Origin of the sequence: Mycobacterium marseillense (genome assembly GCF_010731675.1) — a bacterium.
In the GTDB taxonomy this organism is placed as follows: domain Bacteria; phylum Actinomycetota; class Actinomycetes; order Mycobacteriales; family Mycobacteriaceae; genus Mycobacterium; species Mycobacterium marseillense.
On sequence record NZ_AP022584.1, the window covers coordinates 1,696,801 to 1,712,797 of the forward strand.

Sequence of the window (15,997 nt, forward strand, 5' to 3'; positions counted from 1 at the left end):
GCAAAAGCGGGCGTGCATCGGGTGTAATTGCTGAGAACACTGATTCAGTCGGACGCGACGCACAGCGCGCGGGCCGGCGGGACACGCCTACACTGACTGCCAGCGCTAACGGTGGCGAGAACTGTGGATTACATAACGTGGATGTCCACCGCCCGCCTACATCACGTCGGTGGGGGGCGGTTCGTGTGAGTACCGCGAGTGCGTCGGGGCAGGTGCGCACACCGCCGATTCGGGGGCGGGCGGGCGAGCTGAAGGCGATCGATGCGCTCATCGCGGCGCTCGCTCAAGGGCGCGGGGGCGTACTGGTCATCGAGGGGCCACCGGGCATCGGAAAGAGCCGCTTGTTGACCGAGGTCTTGGCGCGCGCCGAGAAGGCCGGCGTCCGGGCGCTATTCGGCGAGGCCTTCGAGTACCAGCAGACGGTACCATTCTTCTCGCTGTTCATGGCGACCTTGCGCGCGGATCCACCCGTCGGTGATGCGGAGGCCTTGCGCCGCTTGGGCACTTCGGCCGATCTGCGCTACTGGGTGGTGCGCGATTTGCAAGCCGCCATACACGCGGCCGCGTCCCGAACGCCCTTGGCGATCCTGCTCGAGGACATCCATTGGGCCGACAACGCCACCCTGATGGCACTGCGGTCGTTGGCCGCGACACGGCCGGATGTGCCGGTGCTGTGGGTGTTTACCGCGCGAACCGGTGCCGGCGGGCCGGTCGCTCGCGAAACGCTGACCGCGCTGGAACGCGAGGATGCCGAGTTTCTGCGGTTGACGGCCATGCCACCGAGCGCGGTCGCCGACATTGTGCAAGACGCCGTGCGAGCCAACGCGGATGCGTCACTCTTGAGTCTGGCCGACAAGGCGCACGGCAACCCGTTCCTGCTCACGGAGCTGCTGCGCGGACTGGACGAGGAGGGCCGACTCGCGGTCAGCGGCGGCCGCGCCGGTGCCACCGGGGAGACGTTGCCACGACGGCTCAGCGACACCATGCAGCAACGACTCGAGCAGCTCTCCCCCGTTGCGAGCCAAGTCGTGCGCGTCGCCGCGGTGCTGCCCGACCGGTTCTCGGCCCGGCTGCTCGCCGCGATGCTGGAACGCCGTCCGGCCGCCCTGATATCGGCGGTCGAAGAAGCGGTCCGCGCCGACCTGCTCATCGAAGACGGTGAACAGATGAGGTTTCGCCACGACCTGCTGCGCGAAGCGACGCGGCAGTCTTTGCCGCAGTCGCTGCGCCGAGCAATGGAGCGGCAATCCGCGAGCGTCATGCTGGACATGGGGGCGGCGCCCGAGGAGGTCGCAACCCAGCTCGCCCGCAGCGCGGAGGTGGGCGATCAGGCCGCGATCGCCGCGCTCCGCGAAGCCGCGCAGTCGGTGGCCAACAGCGACCCGGGCGCCGCATCGGATTTGAGCGGGCGCGCGTTGGATCTCCAGCCGCCCCAAGACCCGGGACGCGGGCCGCTCGTGGCAGAAACGATCGTCCTGCTCAATCGGGCCACCCGCTACGAGGAGGCGGAAAGGTTGGCCGGCACCACCCTGTCCGCCGCGCTGGCGCCCGAAGAAGAGGCCGAGATTCTTCTCCGGCTCCGGACGCCGATCACCGACACGACGACGCGGCACATCGAAGACAACCGCCGCGCCCTTCAGTTGCCTCAGCTCACCGACGTCACCCGGGCACGACATCAGGCGTGGCTGGCGTACAACCTGGCGATGTACGGCCTCCACGGACAGGACAGCGCGGCAGCCGACGAGGCGGCGGCGGCCGCGGCAACCACCGGCGATCTCGAGTCGAGAATGTTGTCCGGGGTGGCACTCGCCTGCCTCGACTGCGCAAACGGGTACGCGGGTCGCGCCCTGCGCCGCGTCGAGGAGATGCAAACCCTGCCGCCCGCGGGCGACATGACCGCCCACAACCTCGCCGCATGCCACCTGGCAAATCTGCTTGCCGTGGTGGGACGGCTGGAAGACGCCACAATGCTGGTCGCGAGCCGCACGGAGAAATCCCAGCACGAACACGACGGCATGGCGCTGCACATCTGGGCGCTGACGGCGGGGGTGGTGCAGGTGGCCGCGGGCCGGTTGTCGGCTGCCCGCACCACCACCGAGCGGCTGCCCACGCCCGAGCGGACGGGATCGACCTTCGTCACGGCGATGCGCATGTTCACCCTGGCCGAGATCGCGGCCCGCACCGACGACCGAACGTTGTTGGCAGCGACGATGGGCGAGGCGCGCGATGCGTACATCACCGGTTCACCGGCCGTACGTCGCGGGGCGGCGTGCGCGCTGGGGCTGGCGGCGTGGCAGCGCGACGACGTCCATGAAGCCCTGCGCTGGCTCGGCGGCGATATCTCGCTGGTCGTGACACCGTTCTTGCCGACGGTGTTGGATCAGCTGACCTTGACCGCGCGGGTGGCGTCGGCGGCCGGCGATGCCGGTCTGCGCGCGCGTCTCCTGGACGCCGTTGACCTGCTCGAACGCGAGCGGCCGCCGGTTCGGTTGTTCGCCACGGTCGCGCAACACATTCGCGGGATTCTCGAACGTGATGCCCAGGCGCTGGTGGTTGCCGCGGAGTCGCTTCGCTCATCGCAGCGACCGCTTCTCTACGCCAGCGCGGCCGAGGACGCCGGCGCCGAACTGGCTCGCGCACAGCACAACGCCGAAGCACTCGACCACCTCAACGCCGCATTCGACACCTACATCGAGTGCGGGGCCACCGCCGACGCCCGCCGAGTCGGCCGCGCACTACGCCGGCTAGGCGTGGAACGCCGCATCGTCACCCACCCCAGGGCAAAAACGGGCTGGGACAGCCTCACCGAATCCGAACTCACCGTCGTCAACCTCATCGCCGAAGGCGCCACCAACCGCTCCGTCGCCCAACAACTGCAAATCTCCCCCCACACCGTGAAGACCCACGTGCGCCATGCGTTCACCAAACTCGGCATCACCTCCCGCGCCCAATTGACCCAGCTCATGCGCGGCTCGGATTGACCCGTAGCAAATCGCTCGGCGGCCAGGCACGGCCTACAATGACGTGCACTGCAACGGCAGTCCGCTAACTAAACCGTAGACAGGACACCCGATGGGTCCTTCAGCCGGCCTGTTCGACGTCGGCGGCCAGCGCGTGGTCACTCCGCCGATTCGCGGGCGGACGGACGAGCTGAAAATGATTGCCGAGCTCGTGAGCGCGCTGACCCAGGGGCGCGGGGGCGTGCTGGTGATCGAAGGCCCGCCGGGCATCGGAAAAAGCCGGTTGCTGACCGAGGTCCTGGCGCTGTCCGACAAGTGCGGGGTGCGCGCCTTGTTCGGTGAGGCGTTCGAGTATCAGCAGACGGTGCCGTTCTTCTCGCTGTTCATGGCCACGCTCAACGCCGATCCCCCGGTGGGTGACGCCGAGGCGTTGCGCCAACTCGGCGGCTCGGCCGATCTGCGCTATTGGGTGGTGCACGATTTAGCCGATGCGATTCACGCCGCGGCCGCGCAGGCCCCGCTGGTGATCGTGCTGGAGGACATTCACTGGGCCGACAACGGCACGCTGTTGGCGCTGCGGTCGCTGGCCACCGCGCGGCCGGATGCGGCGGTGTTGTGGATATTGACCGCCCGCACCGGGGCCGGCGGGCCGGCGGTGCACGAGACCTTGTCGATGCTGCAACGCGCGAATGCCACCTTCTTGCGATTAGGGGCCATGACGCCGGATGCGGTCGCGGACATGGTCAGCGACGCCGTGCGGGCGAAAGCCGATGTGTCACTGCTGAATCTGGCTGCCAAAGCGCACGGAAACCCGTTTTTGGTCAGCGAGCTTGTCCGGGGGCTGGGCGAGGAGGACCGACTGAGCGTTACCGGTGGACGCGCGGTGGCCACCGGCCATGAGCTGCCGCGGCGGCTGGGCGCCAGCATGCACCAACGGCTCGACCTGCTCTCCGAAAGCGCTTCAGAGGTGGTCCGGGTCGCTGCGGTACTGCCGGACCGGTTCTCGGCCGGCTTGCTGGCCGCAATGCTGGAGCGATCGCCGACATCGTTGCTGTCGGCGCTCGAGGAGGCGGTGCGCGCGGATCTTTTCATCGAAGACGGCGAGCAGTTGCGGTTTCGGCACGACTTGCTGCGTGAGGCAACCCGGCAGTCCTTGCCGCAGTCGCTGCGCCGGGCGATGGAGCGCCAGTCCGCGTCGGCCATGCTGGGCTTGGGCGCGGCCCCCGCCGAGGTGGCCGCCCAGCTGGCGCGCAGCGCCGAGCCGGGAGACCGGGAGGCCATCGACGCGTTGCGCCGAGCCGCGCAATCGGTTGGCCGCGGCGATTCGAGCGCGGCCGCGGACTTGAGCAAGCGCGCCTTGGAGCTGTTGCCCGCCAACGACGCTGAGCAAGGGTCACTGGTCGCGGAAACGGTGGCGTGGCTCAACCGGGCCAGTCGCTACGGCGAGGCCGAGGAATTGGCCGACGTGGCGCTCTCGGAGGCGGCGTCGCCCGAAGTAGAGGCCGAGATCCGGCTGCGGCTCCCGGTGCACACGAAGCACACTGACCAGCGGCGGGTCGAGGAGAATCGGCGGGCGCTTGAGTTGAGCGGCATCAGCGAGCTCACCCGGGCACGGCTCTTGGCGTGGCTGGCCTACAACCTGGTGTTCGACGAGGGTGGGCAACGGCGCGCGGCCGCCGACGAGGCTGCCGCGGCCGCGGCGGTCACCGGCGATCTCGAGGCCACGATCATGGCCGGTGTCACCCACGCTTTGCTCGATGCCGGTGAGGGGTACACGGCGCGCGCACGAGGCCGCCTCGAACAGCTTCGCCCGCTCGCCTACACGAACGAGACGGCGTTAGCGCATGCCTATGCCGGGATGTATCACGCAAACCTACTGGCAGTGGTCGGCCGGTTGGACGACGCGACGGCCCTGGTCGCCGACGGCGTCGGCCAAGCCGGCCGGGAAGGCAACGCGATGGCCCTCGCTACCTGGGCCGTCTATAGCGGGATGGTTCACCTGGCTGCGGGGCGACTGTCGGCCGCTCGCGACGCGACGGAGCCCCTGCCGCCCCCACAGCCGACAGGCGCGACCGAGCACGACGTACTGCGCACGGTGATCCTCGCCGAGGTGGCGGCGCACACCGATGATCGGAACTTGCTGCAGCAGATGGCCAATGATGCGCGCGATGCCCACTCCACCGGCTCCGCCGGCATACGTCGCGGATCAGCGTATGTGCTGACGCGGGCGGCGTGGCAGCGCGACGACGTCCACGACGCGATGCGCTGGCTCGGCGACGTCATCCTCCTGGGAACACCACTTTTCCCCCATGCATTAGTTCGGCTGATCCTGGGTGCGCGGGTGGCCTCGGCCGCCGGTGACGCCGGCTTGCGCGCGCGCGTACTGCAGGCAATCGAGGTGCTTGAGCATGAGCGGCCCGCGGTGCCGCTGCTGGCGGCGGTGGCCGGGTATGCCCGCGGGATTCTCGAACGTGATGCCCAGGCGCTGGTGGTTGCCGCGGAGTCGCTTCGCTCATCGCAGCGACCGCTTCTCTACGCCAGCGCGGCCGAGGACGCCGGCGCCGAACTGGCTCGCGCACAGCACAACGCCGAAGCACTCGACCACCTCAACGCCGCATTCGACACCTACATCGAGTGCGGGGCCACCGCCGACGCCCGCCGAGTCGGCCGCGCACTACGCCGGCTAGGCGTGGAACGCCGCATCGTCACCCACCCCAGGGCAAAAACGGGCTGGGACAGCCTCACCGAATCCGAACTCACCGTCGTCAACCTCATCGCCGAAGGCGCCACCAACCGCTCCGTCGCCCAACAACTGCAAATCTCCCCCCACACCGTGAAGACCCACGTGCGCCATGCGTTCACCAAACTCGGCATCACCTCCCGCGCCCAATTGACCCAGCTCATGCGCGGTTTGGATTGACGGGCCCGTCGAATACCGAGGGCACTAGGTATACACCGACCGGGACTTAAAGATCGCCCGCCGGGCGATGGTGACGGGCCTCCCACGGTGCGAACGTAGTGATTGCGCTCCGGCTCGCACGACTCAACCAGGGACCAGCGCCGGAGGGCAAAGCGCAGAGGGTTGAGAAGACGATGATGAGCACGTTGTTGGGAATGTTGATGATGATGCCGGTGGTCTTCGGCGTGGGTGGCTACGTGCTGGTGTCGCGACGACCATGAGCGCGCCGAAAACGATGGCATGCCGCCCGCCGGTGCGCGTGCGCTCATTCAGCTCGTTTCGAGACGTTCACCATCCGCCCGCGGCGGTGTCATGCGTTGCACGAGTGCAGGCTTCGGTGAAAGAAGAGGGAGAACTACGGTGAGTGGGCACAGTGTGAGCGCGGCTCACGAGACAACCATTGAGCCCGCCGCGGAGTGCGCGTCCGCCAGCCCGAACGGTCACCGCAAGCGTGCGCCTGCGGTATTTCTGCACGACGCATCTGATTCAATAGAGTCGCCGCGGCTACCGGGCGTAACGAGCTCGGGCGGCCCCGCAAGGACAAACTGGGATGCCGAGAGGACAGCGTCCACCCGGGACGCAACAACGCCGAGTTTTCCCGCCCGGCAGCTGGATTCAACAAGATCGCGGAGTTCGGACATGAGCGGCTCAGCTGGGCGCAGCGACAACGGGAGCGGAGAAGCCGCTGCGCGCGCAGTCCTGCTCGCCACCAAGCTGCACGTCCCGGCCATTGGAGCGCAGCTGGTGCATCGGGCCGCCCTGCTGGACGTATTGTCGGCGGGGCGTGCCCGCAAGCTGACCCTACTGAGCGCGCCGGCGGGGTGGGGCAAGACGACAGTGCTCGCGCAGTGGGCTTCGGGGGCGGGTGAGAACGGGCGGTTCGCCTGGTTGTCGCTTGATGCCGCCGACAACGACCCGGTGTGGTTCTGGATGTACGTGGTCGCCGCGCTGCAGAAAGTCAGTCCCGGGGTGGGCATTCGCGCGGTCGAACTCCTGGCGATGGGTGCCGACCCGGTGCAAGTCGTTTTGCCTACGCTGCTCAATGATCTGGACACAATCGCCAGCCCGGTCGTGCTCGTTCTTGATGACTACCACCACGTGGTGCGCCGAGCGGTGCACGAGCAGCTGGCGTTCTTCATCAGCCGAATGCCGGCCAACCTTCACCTGGTGTTGGCCACCCGATCCGACCCGACGTTGCCGTTGGCTCGGCTCAGAGCCAGCGGCGAGCTTGCCGAGGTGCGAACGGACGACTTGCGTTTCGGGCCGATCGAGGCGGACCATCTGCTGAACGATGTCCTCGGGCTCGGCTTGGCCCCCACAGATATTCACCTGTTGCACCGACGCACCGAAGGCTGGGCTGCCGGCCTCTACCTTGCCGCCCTCTCGCTTGCCGGGCGTGCCGATATCGCCACGTTCATCAGGACGTTCGCAGGCGACAACCGCCATATCGTCGACTATTTGATGGCCGAGGTCCTCGACGGTCAGCCACCGCATCTGCGCAGTTTTTTGCTACGCACGTCGATCCTGGGACGACTCAGCGGTGCCCTGTGCGACGCAGTGCTACAGACGTCCGGCTCCGCCTCGGTCTTGCAGGACATCGAGCGCGAAAACCTGTTTGTGGTGCCGCTGGACACGTCGCGTCGTTGGTATCGCTATCACCAGCTGTTCGGAGAGCTGCTGCGCACCGAGCTGCGCCGCACCGAGCCCGATCTCGTCGCCGATCTGCACCGCCGCGCCGCGACATGGTTCGAAGCCGAGGGACTCGTCGATGAGGCGGTGCGCCACCTGCTTGCCGCCGGTGACATCGCGCGCAGTGCTGACCTGATCGCCGCGGATTGGGTCGCCGAATTCAACAGCGGTGGCGTGTCAACCATCTCGGGCTACCTCGACCTCCTTCCCGAGGAGACCGTTCTGCAGGATCCACGGCTGAGCGTCGCCCGAGCCTGGATCGCTTTGAGCGTCGGCCAACTCGATGACGCCGCCGAGTGGATCGAGGCGGTCGAGACCCGATTCGCGGCCGACACCGCGGAAGGTGGCGCCCTGAACGCTCAGGCCGCCGTGTTGCGCGCGGTTCACTCGTTCAAGACGGCCGACATTGCCGCGACGCTCGAGACGGCAGGCCGGGCGATCACCCTCGATTTCGGCGAAGCACCCCTGGGCCAACCCAGCGCCTACTGCATTTATGGGTCAGCGCTGTACTTTTCGGGCAACACCCCCGAGGCGCAAGTCGCCTTCCGGCGCGCCGCGCAGCTCGCCGAGAAGGCGGGCGATCGTCGCGCCCGCATTTGCGCGTTGGGCTATCTGGCGCTGATTTCGGCCGAACGTGGTCAGCCTGTCGACGCCGAGCGTCGGATCCGCGAGGCTTCGGGTAGCTCCCGCGACTTGGCGGATGCCGAACATCTTGTGGACGTGATGGTGTCGCTTGCCACCGCCGAAGTCCTCGCCCAGCGCGGTGCCGCGACGGCGGCGGTGGCCGCCGCCGATATGGCCGTCATGTCGGCCCGCCAAGGTGGAGCGATCCTCGAGGTGGCCAAGTCGCTGATGGTCAGCGCGGAGATCTTCGATCGCCTCGGTGACCACCAGGCCGCGAAGGTGAGCCTCGACGAGGCCGGCACGCTGGTCCGCGGTTGCGCCGATGCGGGCATCGCCCCGACGCTGCTCGCTTCGGCCGAACGCAACGCCGGCGTCGCGGTGCCGACTTCGCGCAACGAGGGCTACGCGGTCGGTGAGGAGCTGACCCCCAAGGAGCTTGAGGTGCTTCGCCTGCTCGCCACCCGGTTATCGCGACGCGAAATCGGTGAGCGGCTCTACGTTTCGCTCAATACCGTGAAGACACACCAACGCGCCGTGTACCGCAAGCTCGGCGTCGAGCACCGCGGCGCGGCGGTCAGCCGGGCTCGAGAACTCGGCCTCTTGTAATAAATCCGCCGGCATCGCGACACATGTTCCTGATAACGAATTCCCTTGTCTGAGAACGCCGTTAATGAACCCCCAAGGCGAACAGACGCTGGGGTCGATGACGATCCACCCGGCGGCGGCGATATCCTGCCAGCGCGGATGACGTGGCCGGTGGCCATACTCTCAAAAGCTGACCGGCTGCAGTTCGAGGCGGTTTAGGTGCGCATGACCCGCCAGACCGGCCGTGCTCGGTCGGTGGTGTTCGTGGGTAGTGGGTTCGCGGATTCGTCACGTCGTTTATCACCCGGGTGAGCAACGGAGGTGGGCGAGGACAGTTCACCCCTTTGTGCGCCATGCTCATGACATCTACACGCGCGCAGCCGTGCCTGTTGTGTGAGACAACCTCCAGCTGGGAGGACCCTGACAGGGAGGACCAGAGTGAGCGCCGCCAAAAGAATGTTGGAGACCTATCCCCGAGATCTGGGCCGGATCGATACAGACAAGCTGATCGCATGTATCGACGCCTGTATTGAATGCGACCAAGCGTGCACGGCGTGTGCAGATGCCTGCCTCAGTGAAGACGACGTCAATCACTTGACCAAATGCATCCGTACTTGCCTCGATTGCGCGGATGTCTGCGCCACCACCGGCCGCGTGCTGTCCCGGCACACAGGCTACGACGCGAACTTGACCAGGACGGTGCTCCAAACGTGCGCCACCGCCTGTAAGACAAGCGCGGACGAGTGTGACAAGCATGCGGCGAGACACGAGCATTGCCGCGTATGCGCCGAGGTATGCCGTCGCTGTGAACGGGCTTGCCGCGACCTTGTCGAGGCGCTCGGTTGAGACAAGCACCGAGCGGGCGTACGGCTTCACTGCGCGAGCGTGACCTTGCCGATATGGAATGGAGATGGCGCTGATGGGGATTTCTGAATTCGACGACGTCGGGGCTCATTTGCTCGAGCCGGAAGAAAGCGTGGACTCTGAGCAGACGGGCGTCGACCTGGACGAGGGCTATTCACCTCCGGAACGCCCGCAGGAATTGCGGGCGTGGGGCCTCACGGCGAGGGAAGCGCGGACCCACGAAAGTCTGGCGCGCCGGCTGGCCCGTGAGCTGCCCGACGTGACCGACCAATGGGACGGCGACGGAATCGGTGATAGCGCCGACGGCGATGGCGAGCCGATCGACGATCAGGTCGGCGGCATGCGCGCAGGCCGGCTGGTCGCCTTCGACGTCGACCCGACAGATCCGGCGACGGATTACCTTGCCTACGACGTCGGCATCGACGGTGGCGCCGCGTCGGCTGAGGAAGCCGCCATCCATATCATCGGCGACGAGGACATCAACGCCGGTGGGGGATGGCGTCTTTGATGACCTGTCGTCCGGCCAGTAAGTGAGGTTCGAGCCGTGCCGACCCGCATTGTGATCCTCGGCGGTGGCCCGGCCGGTTACGAGGCGGCACTGGTCGCCGCCGCCCGAGGGCCTGAGGTCGCGCAGGTGAGCGTCGTGGACGCCGACGGTATTGGCGGTGCGGCCGTGCTGTGCGACTGCGTGCCGTCAAAGACGTTCATCGCCTCCACCGGACTACGCACCGAACTGCGCCGGGCGCCACTGGGGTTGGACGTCGATATCACCGACGTCGAAATCTCGTTGCCCGAAATCCACCAGCGGGTCAAGGCATTGGCCGCCGCCCAGTCCGCCGACATCACCGCCGACCTGCTCAGCATGGGCGTCGAGCTGATCGCCGGTCGCGGTGAGTTGATCGACTCGGCTGCCGGGTTGGCGCGCCACTGCATCAAGGTGACGGTGCCCGACGGCACCACGATGGTGCGAGATGCCGACGTCGTACTGATCGCGACCGGCGCCAGCCCCCGGATCCTGCCGTCGGCCCAGCCCGACGGCGAGCGCATCCTGACCTGGCGCCAGCTCTACGACCTGACCGCGCTGCCCGAGCACCTCATCGTCGTCGGCTCGGGAGTCACGGGCGCCGAGTTCGTCAACGCCTACGCCGAACTCGGTGTCACGGTGACCGTCGTGGCCAGCCGGGACCGGGTGCTGCCCTATGAGGACGCCGACGCCGCGTGGGTGCTGGAGGAATCGTTCGCCGAACGCGGCGTCAGACTGGTCAAAAACGCACGCGCACAATCGGTTGTCCGCACCGACGGCGGAGTTGTGGTGACGATGGCCGACGGCCGCACCGTCGAGGGCAGCCACGCCCTGATGACGATCGGATCGACCCCCAACACCGACGGCCTGGGCCTCGAGCGGGTGGGCATCGAGCTGGGCCGCGGCGGCTACCTGACCGTGGACCGGGTGTCGCGGACCTCGGTGACCGGCATCTACGCCGCCGGCGACTGCACCGGCCTGCTGCCGCTGGCCTCGGTCGCCGCGATGCAGGGCCGCATCGCGATGTATCACGCGCTGGGCGAGGCGGTCAGCCCTCTCCGGCTGCGCACCGTCGCGGCGACGGTATTCACGCGTCCCGAGATCGCCGCCGTCGGCGTGCCCCAGACGGCGATCGACGACGGCTCGGTGCCGGCGCGGACCATCATGCTGCCGCTCGAAACCAATGCGCGCGCCAAGATGTCGGAGCTGCGTCACGGCTTTGTCAAGCTCTTCTGCCAACAGGCCACCGGGGTGGTGATCGGCGGTGTGGTGGTCGCCCCGATCGCCTCCGAGCTGATCCTGCCGATCGCGGTGGCCGTGCAGAACCGCATCACGGTCAACGAGCTGGCGCAGACGCTCGCCATCTACCCGTCGCTGTCCGGCTCGATCACCGAGGCAGCCCGCCGGCTGATCGCTCACGATGATCTGGACTGACGCCGGGCGACGGTTCGCGCCGCGGCTCGTGGCTCGCACGGCGCTTGTCGTCGTCGCAATGCCAGTCGCCTTAGGGTGGCTGGCGCCGTGGAAGTTGTTGATTCGGACCACAATCGATGAGCTGCTGCCGCCAGGAGCTCAGACCACCCAGTTAGGAGAATTCACCAGCCACATCCACCGAACCAGCGGTGCCGCGCGGCTAGCGACCTTGCCCGATGGGTCACGGATTCTGCGGCTGGAGAATCTCCATGCCACGTTGGGTCCGCAGCTGCGCGTCTGGCTAAGTGACGCGCGAGTAGCCAACGACCGTAGCCGATTTCGAAGTTTTGGTCGCAGCCATCACACCGATCTCGGTCCCCTGCGCGCCAACCGGGGCAACGCCAACTACGCCATACCCGACGATGTCGACACCGCCGGGGTCGGCAGCGTCATTCTGTGGTGCGCCCGCTTCGGTGTGTCCTTTGGCGCAGCGGAGCTGCAATTCGTGCCGCAATAACTGACACACCCTCGACTGGACCTAAAGTTCGTCCCCCTTGAGCATTATCACCCGGGTGAATGGTGCTGGAGGGTGATGACAGCTGGGGCGGCACCGAGGCACGCTCAGAACACCGCCCGGCAGGTGCCGATACACAACCTGGCCATCGACTCGGCGGACATGCGTTCCGCAGCAACGGGCTTGCACGCGCGGTCGTGAAAACAACGCTCTACGAAGCCTGGTAACGGAGGATCTGTGACGCAAACAGCGCGCCGCTTTAGCTTGACGACGCGGGATCGGCAGATGCTGGCCGGCGCGTACTGGCCGGTCGTGGCGTTCGCCGCCGCGCTCGTCACCGTACGAACCGCTCGCCGCCACCGAGACCGGCAGGAGGCAGCGGCCCAATGACGCAAAACCCCACCCTGACCGCGCTGGCGGCGGCCGGCGTGTCGGTTTGGCTGGACGACCTCTCGCGCGACCGCCTGGTATCCGGCAACCTACAGCAGCTGATCGACACCAGAAACGTCGTCGGCGTCACCACCAACCCCTCGATCTTCCAGCGGGCAATCTCACATGGCCACGCCTACGACCGGCAGATCACCGAACTGGCGCAACGCGGTACCGACGCCGAATCGGCGATCCGCACCGTCATCACCGACGACGTCCGGCAAGCGTGCGACGTCCTGCGCCCGCAGTGGGAAGCCTCCGCCGGCGTCGACGGAAAGGTATCGATCGAGGTCGACCCGCGAGTGGCCCACGACGCCGAGCAGACGGTCAGCCAAGCCGTCGAGCTGTGGAAGATCGTCGATCGGCCGAATCTGTTCATCAAAATTCCCGCGACATCGGCCGGTATGTCCGCGATCACCGCCACTGTGGCCGAAGGCATTTCAGTCAACGTGACCCTGATCTTCTCGGTCGAGCGCCATCGTGCGGTGATGAACGCCTACCTGGCCGGACTGGAGGCCGCGCAACGCGCCGGTAAAGACATCACCCAAATCCATTCCGTGGCATCCCTGTTCGTGTCCCGCATCGACACCGAAGTCGACCGGCGGCTGGAGTCGATCGGCACCGACGCGGCTCTGGCCCTGCGCGGGCAGGCCGGCATCGCCACCGCGCGGCTTGTCTATGCCGCCTACCAGGAGGTGTTCCCGGCTGGCCGGCGCTTCGCCGCGCTCAGCGACGTCGGGGCTAATGTGCAGCGGCCGCTGTGGGCCTCCACCGGGGTGAAAAACCCCGCCTATCCCGACACCGTGTACGTCACCGAGCTGGTCGCGCCGGACACAGTCAGCACCATTCCGGAAAAAACCTTGGAAGCCCTCGCCGACCACGGCATGATCACCGGTGACTCCATCGTCGGCACGGCCACCGGCGCCCAAAAGGTGCTCGACAGCATCAGCGCAGTCGGAGTCGACCTCGTGGACACCGTCAGGATGCTCGAAAACGACGGCGTCGCCAAATTCGAAGCATCCTGGCGGCAACTGCTCGGGTCCTATCCCGCTCCCCCACATCCGCTGGCAGGAGGACACCAATGACTGTCGTCAACAAAGGCTTTCGCGGACGCCGAGCCGAGTCGGTGCTCGAGTTGCCGCCCGGTCAGCATCTGACCGCGGACTTCCCCGTCCTGCAGGCCGGACCCACCCCGCGCATCGATCTCGATCGGTGGCGGTTCACCATCCGCGACGAGCGTGGCACCGAGCACGCGTGGACCTGGGCCCAGTTGAAGCAATTGCCGAGCGAGCGGCCCACCGTCGACATCCACTGCGTCACCACGTGGTCCAAGCTGAACACCATGTGGGAGGGGGTATCTGTGGACACCCTCTTCGAATCAATCGACACGGCTGCCGGATTCGCACTCGTCGGCTCCTACGGCGGTTATACCACCAACCTCCCGTTGCGCGACCTTCTCGGCGGCAAGGCGTGGATCGTCTACGCCTACGGCGGAGCGCCGCTCAGGCCGGTGCACGGCGGGCCGGCCCGATTGCTGGTGCCGCACCTGTATTTCTGGAAGTCCGCAAAATGGGTGAAATCCATCGAGTTGCGCGACAGCGACATACCGGGGTTTTGGGAGGGGTTGGGCTACCACAACTACGGCGACCCGTGGCGAGAACAACGCTACGCCGGGGACTGACGACGGTTGACAACGACTGTGGACGTCGACGTGAAACCGACGCTACGCTGGCGAGTCGCCCAGGTGGTGGACTCACGACCGGAGACCGAGTCTGCGCAGACGATCGGGTTAACCGTACCCGGCTGGGGCGGCCACCTGGCGGGCCAGCACATCGATCTCAAGCTGACCGCCGAGGACGGTTACAGCGCGCAACGCAGCTACTCGCTGGCCAGACCGGCAAAGGGTGACCACATCGAGCTCACCGTGCAGCGTATCGCCGACGGAGAGGTGTCGCCGTATCTCGTCGGACTCACTGCCGGCGACGAGATCGAACTGCGCGGACCGATCGGTGGCTGGTTCGTCTGGCGGCCGGCCGAGGAGGCTCAGGTTCTGCTCGTCGGCGGCGGATCGGGAATCGTGCCGTTGATGGCGATGCTTCGTCAACGGGTCGCGGCGGGCGGCGCCAACTTTCGGCTGGTCTATTCGGTGCGCAGCCCCGCCGATGTGTACTACGCCCAAGAGCTTTTCCGACTCGAGCGTGACTGTGATTGGCTTCAGGTGACGCTGCTCTATACCCGTTCGGCCCCGCCTCAGACCACGCGGCCGCCGGGCCGGGTGCGCGCCGCCGACCTCGCCACGACCCGGTGGGCAATCCACGATGGGGTGCGCTCCTACGTCTGCGGCCCAACGGGATTCGTGGAATCGGTTACCACGAAGCTGACCGAGTTGGGCCATCGGCCGTCAGCCATCCGGACCGAGCGATTCGGACCGAGCAACTAATCGGGAAACGAGGAACGATGACCGAACCAATGCACGTCGACGGCAACGCGGCCGCGGGCGCCTTCGCGGAGTTTCTGGGATTCGATGTCACCACCGCGATGCTCACCTGCGGGAAATGTTGTCACGCCACGGCCTTCGCCGAGGGGCATGTCTACAACCGCGGGCCCGGCATCGTGGTGCGCTGCCCGGGCTGCGATGACGTGCTGGCCCGGCTCGTGCGAACGAGCACCGACATGTGGCTCGACTTCCGTGGCGCCCAGTCATGGCGTGTTGCGATCCCCGACCGCTGATGCAATCGCTCGACGCGCTCGCCGGTCGCGTGCGCACCGCCGACATCGTTGACGCCGTGGGGCGGGTGCACCGACATCGCTGTCACCTCCTCGATCTGGTGAGCCCGACACCCGGTCGCCGGCTCTTCGGCCCCGCCGTGACGATCTCCTACTTCCCGGCGTGCAGGGCCGCCCTCCCGCCCGAGCGCTACAGCTTCAAGAGGTTGTTCTACGACGCCATCGCAAGCGGCGGCGACGGACGCGTTCTGGTTCTGGCCAGCAACGGCTGTAGCGATGCGTCGCTGGGCGGCGGGACAAAGCTGTCGCGTGCCCAAAACCACCGGCTCGCCGGCATTCTCGCGGACGGGCGGCTGCGCGACTTTGCCGAGCTGGCGCACTACGACCTCGCCGTCTATTGCCGTGGCGAGACCACGAGGTCGGGCGGTGATTTCGTCACCCCGTACGAGGCGAACCGTCCGGTGGTGATCGCGGGGGTGGCGGTCCGTCCCGGCGACTATGTCTTCGCCGATGCGTCCGGGGCTGCGGTGATACCCGCCGGTGACGTGCGCGCTGTGCTGCGCGCCGCCAACGAGGTCGTGCTGGAAGATGCGGAGGCCATTGCCACTATCAGGGGCGAGACGCCAAACACACTGGAAGCCAACGAGAACTGACGAACCGGGGTAGACGCCCGTCACTTTTGGGTACCGCACACGACAACGCTAGGGGCC

Annotated in this window: 12 protein-coding genes; all 12 read left to right on the plus strand. The window is 67.1% G+C overall.

What is annotated here, in order from left to right; all coding sequences use genetic code 11:
* Positions 1 to 185 precede the first annotated feature (185 nt).
* The gene (locus tag G6N26_RS07205; protein ID WP_083020199.1) at positions 186 to 2,981 is read left to right on the plus strand and encodes a helix-turn-helix transcriptional regulator; all 2,796 of its coding nucleotides are present in this window, start codon (positions 186 to 188) and stop codon (positions 2,979 to 2,981) included.
* A 175-nt stretch (positions 2,982 to 3,156) separates the two neighbouring features.
* Complete coding sequence (locus tag G6N26_RS07210) at positions 3,157 to 5,880, plus strand: helix-turn-helix transcriptional regulator (RefSeq protein ID WP_232067578.1); 2,724 nt, start codon at positions 3,157 to 3,159, stop codon at positions 5,878 to 5,880.
* A 678-nt stretch (positions 5,881 to 6,558) separates the two neighbouring features.
* Positions 6,559 to 8,838, plus strand: a complete 2,280-nt coding sequence (locus G6N26_RS07215; RefSeq protein WP_083020203.1) for a LuxR C-terminal-related transcriptional regulator — start codon at positions 6,559 to 6,561, stop codon at positions 8,836 to 8,838.
* 435 nt (positions 8,839 to 9,273) lie between these two features.
* Entirely contained in the window at positions 9,274 to 9,663 is a 390-nt protein-coding gene (locus tag G6N26_RS07220; RefSeq protein ID WP_197746767.1) for a four-helix bundle copper-binding protein, read from the plus strand.
* A 58-nt stretch (positions 9,664 to 9,721) separates the two neighbouring features.
* The gene (locus tag G6N26_RS07225; protein WP_083020205.1) at positions 9,722 to 10,189 is read left to right on the plus strand and encodes a DUF5709 domain-containing protein; all 468 of its coding nucleotides are present in this window, start codon (positions 9,722 to 9,724) and stop codon (positions 10,187 to 10,189) included.
* A gap of 36 nt (positions 10,190 to 10,225) precedes the next feature.
* Positions 10,226 to 11,638 (plus strand): NAD(P)H-quinone dehydrogenase, encoded by a 1,413-nt coding sequence (locus G6N26_RS07230; RefSeq protein WP_083020207.1) that lies wholly within the window; start codon positions 10,226 to 10,228, stop codon positions 11,636 to 11,638.
* Positions 11,625 to 12,134, plus strand: a complete 510-nt coding sequence (locus tag G6N26_RS07235) for a DM13 domain-containing protein (RefSeq protein ID WP_083020208.1) — start codon at positions 11,625 to 11,627, stop codon at positions 12,132 to 12,134. Before G6N26_RS07230 ends, G6N26_RS07235 begins: the two co-directional genes overlap by 14 nt.
* A gap of 383 nt (positions 12,135 to 12,517) precedes the next feature.
* On the plus strand, positions 12,518 to 13,645 hold the full coding sequence (tal, locus tag G6N26_RS07240; RefSeq protein ID WP_083020210.1) for a transaldolase: 1,128 nt from the start codon (positions 12,518 to 12,520) through the stop codon (positions 13,643 to 13,645).
* Positions 13,642 to 14,241 (plus strand): molybdopterin-dependent oxidoreductase, encoded by a 600-nt coding sequence (locus tag G6N26_RS07245; RefSeq protein WP_083020212.1) that lies wholly within the window; start codon positions 13,642 to 13,644, stop codon positions 14,239 to 14,241. The genes tal and G6N26_RS07245 overlap by 4 nt, the downstream gene beginning before the upstream one ends.
* Positions 14,242 to 14,259: 18 nt before the next feature.
* The gene (locus G6N26_RS07250; RefSeq protein ID WP_067170143.1) at positions 14,260 to 15,000 is read left to right on the plus strand and encodes a ferredoxin reductase; all 741 of its coding nucleotides are present in this window, start codon (positions 14,260 to 14,262) and stop codon (positions 14,998 to 15,000) included.
* Between the two features lie 17 nt (positions 15,001 to 15,017).
* Positions 15,018 to 15,290, plus strand: coding sequence for a DUF6510 family protein (locus tag G6N26_RS07255; RefSeq protein ID WP_067170140.1), 273 nt, complete (start codon positions 15,018 to 15,020; stop codon positions 15,288 to 15,290).
* Complete coding sequence (locus G6N26_RS07260) at positions 15,290 to 15,940, plus strand: RraA family protein (protein WP_083020214.1); 651 nt, start codon at positions 15,290 to 15,292, stop codon at positions 15,938 to 15,940. Before G6N26_RS07255 ends, G6N26_RS07260 begins: the two co-directional genes overlap by 1 nt.
* Positions 15,941 to 15,997: the final 57 nt, after the last annotated feature.